A 7,970-nucleotide genomic window follows, 5' to 3' on the forward strand; every position below is an offset into this window, starting at 1 on the left:
CTATCCGTCGAAGCGCCTCCGCCGCAGGTCCAGCATCCACGCCTCCAGCGCGGCCACGGCCGCATCGGGCGGCGACTCGGGTAGCGCCGAGTCCGCCCGCGCGGCGTCGAGCACCTCGAACGCACGCGACACCTCGCCGCGCCACCGCTCGCTCAGGGCCTCCGGAAGCTCGCTCTTCTCCCCGCGCAGCTTCTGCTCCACCAGGGCATGGGCCTCCGAGAAGCCGTACTGCGACAGCAGTTCCGTGACGTCCGTCTCCACCACGCCGGTCCGCAGCGCATGGGTCCCCGTCAACGTGGTGCGCAGCACGTAGAGCAGCCGCTTCGCCGAACGGAAGCCGCTCTTCTCCCACTCACGCAGCTGCCCCTGGGCAAAGCCGTTGTAGTGCCGGTACATCTTGCGCGACAGCACCGCGCGCACCAGTGGACGCAGCGACTCCAGCTCCGGAGACACGCGCAGGGGGATGGCCCCCAGCACCCGCTCCAGGTAGTTCCCATTGCCTTGCAGGATGCCCTGGAGCACCGGCAGCAGTTCGTTGGACGAGTAGTCCACCTCCACGCCCTCCAGCACCTCCAGTCGCTCCGTCGGGACGTGCACGGGCTGCAGCGTCAACAAGGCCGCGGTATGCGCGACGTGGATGGACTTCAGGTCCAGGTCACTGTCCGGAGAGGGGAAGCCATAGGCGTGCGCTCCGGACAGGGAGACGACCAGATGCGCGCGGTGCCGGGACTCCTCGCCCAGCACCCGGTCCGCCATCGCGCGTTGATGTTCCGTCAAGGTGCCCTTCATTCCGAATCCCTCCACGCCATGGCCGGGGCCTCCGGCGCGTCACGTCCCAGCGGCCCGGGTTCCTTCAGCACCCAGCGCCGCGCCAGCTCCTCGCCCACGCGCCGCAGCAACCGGTCCGCGCGTTCGTAGTCCGGATGCTCCGGCAGACGGCTCTCCCGGTGCGCGGCCTCCAGGTCCGGCGCGAGGGCCTCCGCGTCCCGCAGCACGTCTTCCAGCGGCACGCGGCCCGCTTTGATGTCCAGCAGCCGCGCCTTCAGTACGCCAGTGGCCTCGAAGACGGGCGTGCCCTCGCGCAGCCACTCTGTCGCCGTGGCCACCAGCCGCAGCAGGTTGTAGGCGTTCTTCGGGCGCAGCTCGCGCGCGGAGGGTGGCCGCTGACCGCCGCTTCGCGCATAGGCGGTGAGCGCCTTGAAGTCGTTGGCCGCCAACAGCCCCTGGTCCCAGAGCGAGCGGTAGAGCTGCTTCACGTACGTCTTCGCCGCCAGCAGCGCGTCCTGCGCCGACGGCGCCTCGCGGGGCGATACGGCCGACAGCCGGCGCGCCACCTCGTCCAGGTCCGGCGCGGGCTCCTCGCACAGCCATTCGAGCAGCAGGTCCCGATGCTCCGCCAGTCGCTGGCTGCGCGTGAGCTTGTCGAGTTGGCTCATGGCGTAACGCCCGAAGCTGCCGAACAGGGCCTTGGACACGAAGGCGTCGCGCTCCGCCAGGAGCCACTCGCCCACCGGGTCCAACGCCTTCACGCCCGGCACGAAGAGCGTCTCCAGCGTGTTCGGGTCCGCGCGGAGCGCCTGCTCCACCGCCTTGTGGACCTCCCAGTACGTGGTGCTGCCATCCGCGCTCACCAAATCACGGGGCGCGTCGACCAGCCCGAACCGCCAGGGGAGCGGCAAGGCGAACACGCCGCGCACGTCCACGTCCGAGCGCTCGTCGGCAAGCCCCCATGCATGGCTGCCCACGCGCGTCTCCAGCACCACACACGGCGTCAGCGCGCTCCAGGCCGCCTCGCGGCGCCGGGCGAACTGCACCTGCCCCGGGCGCCGGGGAACCAGCTCGTCCCGCGCGAACCACACCTCCCCCACGCCGACAATCTGCACGTCGAAGCCGCCGTCATGCGCGCGGACCACACGGCCCACGACGCCCTGCGGAATGCGGCGGCCTCCCGAGGCCAGGCGCTCCACGCGCGTCGTCACCTCGGTGCCGTGGGGCAACGGCACCGACAACCGGTCCACCTGCTCCATCCCCCGGATGCGCGCGCCGCCAGGGGAGGGAGCCTCCGTCGATGAATCACTCATGAGGTCGTCACCTCTCGAATCGGTGCGAAAGCCGCCCAGGGACGGCGGGACGAGCGCCACCCTGACCCGACCCGAGGCGGCCTCAGCGCCGGGTAGACACCGCCGCATCATGGCCCAGCTCCGCCGCCAGCCGCTCGTCGGGGTCCGGCCGCTTGTCGCGCAGGGTGACGAACTCCTCGGCCGCGGTGGGATGAATGCCCACGGTGGCATCGAGCTGCTTCTTGGTGACGCCACACTTCACCGCCACCGCCAGGCCCTGGATGATTTCCGGCGCGTCCGCCCCCACCATGTGACAGCCGAGCACGCGGTTGGACTCGCGCTCCACGACCACCTTCATCATGGTGCGCTCGTTGCGCCCGCTCAGGGTGTGCTTCATGGGGCGGAAGCTGGTGACGTAGATGTCCAGCTTCCCATGACGCGCCCGCGCCTCCTGCTCCGTCAGTCCCACGGAGGCCACGGGCGGCTGGCTGAAGACAGCCGACGGCACGTTGGTGTGGTCCATCCGCGTCGGGTTGTCGTTGAAGAGCGTCTCCGCCAGGGCGCGCCCTTCCGAGATGGCCACCGGCGTGAGGTTGATGCGGTCGGTGATGTCGCCCACCGCATAGATGCTCTCCACCGAGGTGCGGGACCCCGCGTCCACCACCACCGCGCCGCGCGCGTCCAGCACCACTCCCGCTTCCTCCAGTCCCAGTCCCCCCGAGTTGGGAACGCGCCCGGTGGCGAACAGCACCGCGTCCGCCTCCACCGTCTCGCCCCCGCCCGTCAGCAGGCTCACCCCACCCTCGGCCCGCTTTTCGATGTCCCGGATGAAGGTGTCCGTCATCAGCTCGATGCCTTTCTTGCGCATCTCCTCCGTGAGGAAGGAGCGGACGTCGTCATCGAACCCGCCCAGCACGCTGGCGCCGCGAATCAACATCGTCACCTTGGAGCCCAACCCGTGGAAGACGCCCGCCAGCTCCACGCCGATGTACCCGGCCCCGACGACGGCTAGCCGCCGGGGCAGCTCGGGGAAGGACAGCGCCTCATCGGAGGTGATGGCGTGCGCGATGCCGGTGATGTCGGGCGGCAGGTAGGGTCGCGAGCCGGTGGCAATCAGGATGCGCTCGGCCGTGTACCGCTTTCCGGCCACCTCCACCGTGTGCGGGTCCACCACGCGCCCCCGCCCTTCCATCAGCGTCACGCCCGAGTCGCGCAACAGGCGCGCATACACGCCACGCAGCCGGTCCAACTCCTTGTCCTTGGCGGCCAGCAGCTTGCTCCAGGTGAACAGCGGCTCCTGGACCGTCCAGCCGTAGCCCTCCGCGTCCTGGAACTCCTCCCGGAAGTGCGCGCCGTACACCAGGAGCTTCTTGGGCACGCAGCCGCGGTGGACACACGTGCCTCCCACGTCGCGGTCCTCACACAATGCCACCCGGGCCCCGTGTGCCCCGGCCCTGCGGCTGGCCGCCACACCGCCAGAGCCGCCGCCAATGGTGAACAGGTCGAAGTCGTATCGAGCCATGCGCTTTGAATCTCCTCGGTGGCCTTCGCGAATGAGCCTGAAGAGATAGCGCTCGGATGGGGCGGCGCGCACCGTCGACGTGCGCCTCCGCCGCGGAATCCGGCCCGCCCCACGCTCCGCGTGTCAGGCGCCAGACAGGGCCAGGACGCTGTCACGCAGGCGGCCCAGCAGCAGCCGCGTCACTTCCAGCTCCGCCCGGCACCGCTCGAGCCGCTCCGGCATGTCCTCCAGCAGCCCGGAGTCCGCCTGCACTTCGATGTCGCGGGCCTGCGACTCCAGCGCGCTGGCGCCGAACCAGGCCGCGTTCGACTTGAGCGTATGCGCCGCCCGGCCCAGGTCGTCCGCGTGCCCACGCAGCAGGGCCGAGTACGCGTCCTCCAGGAGCGCCGGCATGCTGTGCAGCGCGGTGTCGATGAGCTCGGGGAGAATCTGCGCCGCCTGCGCCCCCAGCTCCGCCCACAGCCGGGCGAGCGCGGCTGACTCCAGGCCCGGGATGCGCGCCGCGTCCGGCAGGCCCTCCATGACCGTTCGCAGCGGCGTCAGCGCGACCGCGCCGCTCGCGACCCGCCGCTCCGGTGCCACCTCCGAACGCCGGGGCTGGCAGCGCAGCAGCGCCGCCGTCAGCGCCTCCACGCGGATGGGCTTGCCCAGGAAGTCATCCATGCCCGCCGAGAAGCACTGCTCCCGGTCGGAGTCCATGGCGTTGGCCGTCATCGCGATGACCCAGGGCTGCGCCTTGGGCGGCAGTTCCTGGCGGATGCGGCGCGTGGCCTCCAGACCATCCATCTCCGGCATCTGCAGGTCCATGAGGACCGCGTCGTAGCGCTTCTGGGACAGCGCCTGCAGCGCCTGGCGTCCGTTCAGCGCCACGTCAGCGCGGTAGCCGAGCCGCTCCAGCACGAGCAGCGCCAGCTTCTGATTGGTGGCGTTGTCCTCCACCAGGAGGATGTCCAGCGGCACGGTGTCCCCCGGCCGTTCCCCCGGAAAGGGCCCCGCTGTCGAGGGCCGCGTCTGCCGGGGCTCCGAGAGCAGGGGAAGGTGCCGCGAGAAGCACGACACCAGCGCGTCGTAGAGCTGCGAGTCCTTCAGTGGACGCGACAGCACGGCCGCGAACAGGCCCTCGGGGGGATTGCCCCGCCGGCCCGGCGTCGACACCAGCACCAGGGGAAGGGCCCGCGTCTCCTCGCGCTGCCGGATGCGCTCGGCCAGCGCGGTGCCATCCAGCCCCGGCATGTGGTGGTCGACGAGCACCGCGTCGAACGAAGCCCCCGCCTCAAGCTGGGCGAGCGCCTCCATCCCCGACGCGGACTCCACCGGCACCAGGCCCCACGCCTGGAGCTGCCGGCCCAGCAACCTTCGAAACAGGGCGTTGTCATCCACGACGAGCACGCGCCGGCCCTGCAACAGCCCCTGCTCCTGGCGCGGCTGCACCGCGTAGGCCTGTGGCGCGGCCTGGGCGCGCAGGGTGAAGCGGAAGGTGGTGCCTTGTCCGGGCACGCCCTCGCTCTCCACCCAGATGGTGCCGCCCATGGCCTCCACCAACCGCTTGGAGATGGCCAACCCCAGCCCCGTGCCACCAAAGCGCCGCGACACGGAGGCATCCAACTGGTTGAACGGCTGGAACAGCCCGGTGCGCCGGTCGTCGGGAATCCCGGGGCCGGTGTCCTGCACGCTGAAGGTCAGCTCCCAGTCCGCCGCGCCCTCCGCGCCGCCCAGGGCCAATCCCTCCACGCTCACCACCGCTCCGCCGTGCTCGGTGAACTTGAGCGCGTTGCCCACCAGGTTGAGCAGCACCTGGCGGAGGCGCGACGCATCGCCCACCAGCATCTGCGGCAGCTGCGGCGCGAGGTCACACCCCAGGTCCAGCCCCTTCTCGCTGGCGCGCACGGCCATCAGGTCCAGGACGGACTCCAAGCACTGGCGCAAGTCGAAGGGCCGCAGCTCCGCCTCGAAGCGGCCGGCCTCTATCTTGGAGAAGTCCAGCACGTCGTTGAGCAACGTCAGCAGCGCCTCGCTGCTCTGCCGGATGGTGGCGACGAAGTCGCGCTGCTCTTCCGTCAGCGCCCGGTCCAGGAGCAGGCCCGTCATGCCGATGATGGCGTTCATCGGCGTGCGGATTTCGTGGCTCATGGTGGCCAGGAACAGGCTCTTGGCCTGATTGGCCGCCTCCGCCGCCTTGCGTGCCCGTTCGAGGTCGGTGATGTCGTGGTAGATGGCGATGAAGCCGAGCTGCCGCCCGCCCACCGACACCGGCAGCGCCCGCAGCTCCACGTCCACCACGCTGCCATCCTTGCGGACCCGCCGGGTGACGGAGCGCAGCCGCCCGCGCTGCACGACCTCGCGCGACGCCTGCTCCGCTTCCGGGAGGACGGTGGGCTCGGTGGCGACCAGTTCGAAGATGTGCTTGCCGAGCGCTTCCGCTGGCGAATACCCGAACAGGCGCGTGGCCTCGGGGTTCCACGACAGCACGCGGAACTGGCGGGTGATGGTGATGATGGCCACCGGGCTGTTGATGACCACCGCCTCGAAGAACTCCTTCTGCTGCCGGAGCGAGGCCTCCACCTCCAGGCGGGCCGTCATGTCATGGAGCTGCAAGACCCAGCCCCCGTCCCCGTCTCCGGACAGGGGCAGCGTCACCACCCGCAGGTAGTGCGCGGGGCCAGAGCCGCCTGGGCGATGCCCGGCCAGCTCCGTCTCGCGCAGGGCGGCATCGGCGGGAGCGCGGGGCTCGGGAGGACGCCAGCCGGGCAGGAGCAGCCCCACCGGCTGCCCCACGAGTCTGGCCCGCGGCCCGAAGATGCGTTCCGCGGCGCGGTTGACCTCCACGATGCGCTGCCCAGCATCCAGCACGAGCGCCCCATCCCGCGAGTGCTCGAAAATCGCTGCATGTGCGCTTGACGCCAGGTCAGCCACCCTTCCCCCCTGCCACGAGAATGAAGGCCCGCTCGGACCGCATCATGCCAGACGCGCGCGCGGACCAGGTCGGTGTTGCAACGAGCCGTCAGCGGCTGTTCCACCAGGCCTTGAACTCGTTCCAGGAAATCTTCCCGGTGCGGTCCGTGTCGACGATGTCGACGGCGATTTCCAACTCCTCGTCGGAGATGTTCTGCCCCAGCGCCTCCAGCAAGCGCGCGAACTCCGCGCGGTCGATGGTGCCGGTCCGGTCGCGGTCGTACCGCTGGAAGATGTCGAGCACCTCGTCGCCGGAACTGGTGAGCTCGTCCACCGCGGCGTGGACGGGCGCCAGGGGCTGGAGCCCCGCGGACGTCGTCTCCACCTGCTCGACGAAGGGCGCCCCCGTCGTGGGCCGCTCACGCCGAGCCTTGGAGGTCCGCCGCGTCGCCGCCTTGCGCGTGGTGGCCCTCTTCGCGGTGGTCTTCCTGGCCGCTGCCTTCTTCGCCGTCGTCTTCTTCGCGGGGGCCTTCTTCGCCGCCGCCTTCTTCGCCGTGGTCTTTTTCGCCGTCGTCTTCTTCGCGGTGGTCTTCTTCGCGCCGCGCGCCTTGCCAGCCGCCTTCTTCGGCGTGGCCTTCTTCGCGGTCGCGGTACGCCGGGATGACTTCTTCGCAACAGCCGTCTTGCGTGACTTCGTCGCCATGATGAACCCCTCCCTGGACGGCGCGCATCGTAGCGCTCCCTCGTTCGGGTCCAAGCATCGGCGCGCGCCCCAATCCACCCATGATGGGGTGCGGCCTAAGTCCCCTGGCGAACGTGGGCGGTGGGGATGGCCTGGAATCAAGCCCCAAACATGGTCCAAGATGACCCACCCAGCGCATTCAAAGCGAAGGCTACCCTGGAACCCCGGGAGGCAAACTGCTAGCAGGCCGTCCGCCAGCCTTCTTGACCGCTTGCCGCACCGTGTTGGTAGCAAGAAAGGCCCGCGAGATGTTCACATGCCACCGTGCGCCGCGAACAGGGCCGCCCGCACGCTCGCTACCGCGCCGCCAATCCTGCCCGGCCCCCACTGGAACCCCGCGTCGGAATGAATGACTCGCTAGAGACCCTCCTGGCCGATGGCATCATCGAAGCCATCATCGGTCAGCTGAAGACGGGCAAGGAGGCCGAGGTATGGCTGGTCCAGCATGCCGGACAGATTGTCGCGGCCAAGCTGTATAAGGAGCGCCACGAGCGCAACTTCCGCAACAACGCGGGCTACCGGGAAGGCCGCGAGGTGCGCAACTCGCGCACGCGCCGCGCCATGGAGAAGGGCAGCCGCTTCGGCCAGAACGCCGCCGAGGACGCCTGGAAGAGCGCGGAGTCTGACTCGCTCTACAAGCTGCACGCCCAAGGTGTACGCGTGCCCACGCCGGTGCTGTTCTACGAGGGCATCCTCCTCATGGAGGTGGTGCTGGACCCGGAGGGCCACCCCGCCCCGCGCATGGTGGAAGCCC

General features: G+C 70.2%; 6 protein-coding genes. 1 reads left to right on the forward strand and 5 read right to left on the reverse strand.

All coding sequences use genetic code 11. The features are described 5' to 3' along the window. From HNV26_RS22795 to HNV26_RS22815, 5 genes are all read right to left on the reverse strand, one after another. Positions 1–789, reverse strand: a complete 789-nt coding sequence (locus HNV26_RS22795; RefSeq protein WP_171440815.1) for a nucleotidyltransferase domain-containing protein — start codon at positions 787–789, stop codon at positions 1–3. Continuing rightward, positions 786–2,081 carry a DNA polymerase beta superfamily protein gene (locus tag HNV26_RS22800; protein WP_171440816.1) on the reverse strand — a complete coding sequence of 432 codons (1,296 nt, stop codon included), beginning with the start codon at positions 2,079–2,081 and terminating at the stop codon, positions 786–788. The genes HNV26_RS22795 and HNV26_RS22800 overlap by 4 nt, the downstream gene beginning before the upstream one ends. A gap of 82 nt (positions 2,082–2,163) precedes the next feature. Continuing rightward, positions 2,164–3,582: a glutathione-disulfide reductase gene (gor, locus tag HNV26_RS22805; protein WP_171440817.1), complete on the reverse strand. Its 1,419-nt coding sequence runs from the start codon at positions 3,580–3,582 to the stop codon at positions 2,164–2,166. A gap of 123 nt (positions 3,583–3,705) precedes the next feature. Then, entirely contained in the window at positions 3,706–6,495 is a 2,790-nt protein-coding gene (locus HNV26_RS22810; RefSeq protein WP_171440818.1) for a response regulator, read from the reverse strand. An 88-nt stretch (positions 6,496–6,583) separates the two neighbouring features. Then, on the reverse strand, positions 6,584–7,255 hold the full coding sequence (locus HNV26_RS22815; RefSeq protein ID WP_171440819.1) for an EF-hand domain-containing protein: 672 nt from the start codon (positions 7,253–7,255) through the stop codon (positions 6,584–6,586). Between the two features lie 306 nt (positions 7,256–7,561). Here HNV26_RS22815 and HNV26_RS22820 point away from each other — a divergent pair. Further along, positions 7,562–7,970, forward strand: a 409-nt coding sequence (locus tag HNV26_RS22820) for an RIO1 family regulatory kinase/ATPase domain-containing protein (RefSeq protein WP_301340302.1), incomplete at its 3' end; no start/stop codon positions are given.

This window comes from Myxococcus xanthus (genome assembly GCF_013116825.1).
In the GTDB taxonomy this organism is placed as follows: Bacteria; Myxococcota; Myxococcia; order Myxococcales; family Myxococcaceae; genus Myxococcus; species Myxococcus xanthus_B.